The sequence below is a fragment of the Caballeronia sp. AZ7_KS35 genome, assembly GCF_023631045.1.
Lineage (GTDB): Bacteria > Pseudomonadota > Gammaproteobacteria > Burkholderiales > Burkholderiaceae > Caballeronia > Caballeronia zhejiangensis.
The window spans coordinates 1-247 of sequence record NZ_JALQDV010000110.1; the positions used below are offsets into that span (position 1 = coordinate 1).

The window sequence follows — 247 nt, forward strand, 5'->3', positions numbered from 1 at the left end:
CTGCCGCCCCAGGTCGGCGTCGGCCGGGATGTGGTCGAAGCCGGGGACCGTCGGGTCGGTCGACGTGAACACCGCCGCCGGACCGCCGTGCGAGTCGACCAGCACCGTCGGGCGACCGGTCTGCGTCGGCCGGCGACGCAGCAGAACCCGCTTGAGGCGGGTGATCAGGTCCGCCTTTGAGGCGAACGTCCCGTGGTACCGGTCCGGATCCCAGTCACGCTTCCCGGCCGGGTCCCCCGCGTTCAGC

General features: G+C 73.3%; 1 protein-coding gene. It reads right to left on the reverse strand.

What is annotated here, in order from left to right; translation table 11 throughout:
- Positions 1–247, reverse strand: a 247-nt coding sequence (locus NCT05_RS36715; protein WP_250504809.1) for a hypothetical protein, incomplete at both ends; no start/stop codon positions are given.